The sequence below is a fragment of the Colwellia sp. BRX9-1 genome (assembly GCF_014077195.1).
GTDB lineage: Bacteria > Pseudomonadota > Gammaproteobacteria > Enterobacterales > Alteromonadaceae > Colwellia_A.
In genome coordinates this window covers 1-3,024 of record NZ_JACGVM010000043.1, presented here as the reverse complement: position 1 = coordinate 3,024, position 3,024 = coordinate 1, and the positions used below count along the sequence as shown (strand labels likewise).

General features: G+C 49.0%; 1 rRNA gene. It reads left to right on the top strand.

Going from position 1 to position 3,024, the window contains the following annotated elements:
- Positions 1-111: 111 nt before the first annotated feature.
- A 23S ribosomal RNA gene (locus H4J76_RS19305) occupies positions 112-3,002 on the top strand.
- Positions 3,003-3,024 lie beyond the last annotated feature (22 nt).

Below are 3,024 nucleotides of genomic sequence, written 5' to 3'. Positions count from 1 at the left end.
AACATCTTATTCAAGACACATTTATTTGTGCGTGAAAATGTCAGACTTTACAATTGCTGTGGATTAGTCTCCACGGTGTACTTCGTGTCGAAAGACTACTTAGGGTTGTATGGTTAAGTGACTAAGCGTATGTGGTGGATGCCTTGGCAGTTAGAGGCGATGAAGGACGTGTTAATCTGCGATAAGCATTGGTGAGGTGATAAAAACCGTTATAGCCAATGATTTCCGAATGGGGAAACCCACTGACATAAGTCAGTATCATTAAGTGAATACATAGCTTAATGAAGCGAACCAGGAGAACTGAAACATCTAAGTACCCTGAGGAAAAGAAATCAACCGAGATTTCGTTAGTAGCGGCGAGCGAACGCGAATCAGCCCTTAAGCTTATTGGGCGCTAGTGGAATGTACTGGAAAGTACAACGATACAGGGTGATAGTCCCGTACACAAAAGCAACCTTTGAGTGAAATCGAGTAGGACGGAGCACGTGAAACTTTGTCTGAATATGGGGGGACCATCCTCCAAGGCTAAATACTACTAACTGACCGATAGTGAACCAGTACCGTGAGGGAAAGGCGAAAAGAACCCCTGTGAGGGGAGTGAAATAGAACCTGAAACCGCATACGTACAAGCAGTGGAAGCCGGATTTAGTCCGGTGACTGCGTACCTTTTGTATAATGGGTCAGCGACTTATATTCTGTAGCAAGGTTAACCGATTAGGGGAGCCGTAGCGAAAGCGAGTGTTAACTGCGCGTTTAGTTGCAGGGTATAGACCCGAAACCCGGCGATCTACCCATGGGCAGGTTGAAGGTTGAGTAACATCAACTGGAGGACCGAACACACGTATGTTGAAAAATGCGGTGATGACTTGTGGGTCGGAGTGAAAGGCTAATCAAGCCGGGAGATAGCTGGTTCTCCCCGAAATCTATTTAGGTAGAGCCTCGCACGAACACCATTGGGGGTAGAGCACTGTTAAGGCTAGGGGGTCATCCCGACTTACCAACCCTTTGCAAACTCCGAATACCAATGAGTGATATGCGGGAGACACACTGCGGGTGCTAACGTCCGTTGTGAAGAGGGAAACAACCCAGACCGCCAGCTAAGGTCCCAAAGTACTAGTTAAGTGGGAAACGATGTGGAAAGGCATAGACAGCTAGGAGGTTGGCTTAGAAGCAGCCATCCTTTAAAGAAAGCGTAATAGCTCACTAGTCGAGTCGGTCTGCGCGGAAGATGTAACGGGGCTAAACTAGTCACCGAAGCTGCGGATTCATAATTTATTATGAGTGGTAGGGGAGCGTTCTGTAAGCCGTTGAAGGTGAGTTGTAAAGCTTGCTGGAGGTATCAGAAGTGCGAATGCTGACATGAGTAACGATAAGGGGAGTGAAAAACTCCCCCGCCGAAAGACCAAGGTTTCCTGTCCCATGTTAATCAGGGCAGGGTAAGTCGGCCCCTAAGGCGAGGCGGAAACGCGTAGTCGATGGGAAACAGATTAATATTTCTGTACTTCTATATATTGCGAAGGAGGGACGGAGTAGGCTAAACAGGCACGGCGTTGGTAGTCCGTGTGAAAGTACGTAGGTGGTTGACTTAGGTAAATCCGGGTCTTCATTCAACACTGAGATACGAGACGAGACTCTACGGAGTTGAAGCTGTTGATGCCATGCTTCCAGGAAAAGCTTCTAAGCTTCAGATATATAGGAACCGTACCCCAAACCGACACAGGTGGTTAGGTAGAGAATACTAAGGCGCTTGAGAGAACTCGGGTGAAGGAACTAGGCAAAATAGTACCGTAACTTCGGGAGAAGGTACGCTACTCTCGGTTAAACCCTTGCGGTGTAAGCTAAGAGTAGTCGAAGTAACCAGGTGGCTGGAACTGTTTATTAAAAACACAGCACTGTGCAAAATCGAAAGATGACGTATACGGTGTGACGCCTGCCCGGTGCCGGAAGGTTAATTGATTCGGTTAGCGCAAGCGAAGCTGATGATCGAAGCCCCGGTAAACGGCGGCCGTAACTATAACGGTCCTAAGGTAGCGAAATTCCTTGTCGGGTAAGTTCCGACCTGCACGAATGGCGTAATCATGGCCACACTGTCTCCACCCGAGACTCAGTGAAATTGAATTTGCGGTTAAGATGCCGTATACCCGCGGCTAGACGGAAAGACCCCGTGAACCTTTACTATAGCTTGACAGTGAACATTGCTCCTACATGTGTAGGATAGGTGGGAGACTATGAAACTTTGTCGCCAGATGAAGTGGAGTCTACCTTGAAATACCACCCTTGTATGCGTGATGTTCTAACCTAGGGCCCTTATCGGGCTTGGGGACACTGTCTGGTGGGTAGTTTGACTGGGGCGGTCTCCTCCCAAAGAGTAACGGAGGAGCACGAAGGTTGGCTAAGTATGGTCGGACATCATACGGTTAGTGCAATGGCATAAGCCAGCTTAACTGCGAGACAGACACGTCGAGCAGGTACGAAAGTAGGTCATAGTGATCCGGTGGTTCTGTATGGAAGGGCCATCGCTCAACGGATAAAAGGTACTCCGGGGATAACAGGCTGATACCGCCCAAGAGTTCATATCGACGGCGGTGTTTGGCACCTCGATGTCGGCTCATCACATCCTGGGGCTGAAGTCGGTCCCAAGGGTATGGCTGTTCGCCATTTAAAGTGGTACGCGAGCTGGGTTTAGAACGTCGTGAGACAGTTCGGTCCCTATCTGCCGTGGGCGTTTGAGAATTGAAGAGGGCTGCTCCTAGTACGAGAGGACCGGAGTGGACGAACCGCTGGTGTTCGGGTTGTTATGCCAATAGCATTGCCCGGTAGCTACGTTCGGAACTGATAACCGCTGAAAGCATCTAAGCGGGAAGCAGGCTTTGAGATGAGTTCTCACTGGAGCTTTAAGCTCCCTAAAGGGTCGTTGGAGACTACAACGTTGATAGGTCAGGTGTGTAAGGACTGCGAGGTCTTGAGCTAACTGATACTAATTGCCCGTGAGGCTTAACCATACAACACCCAAGTAGTTTTACT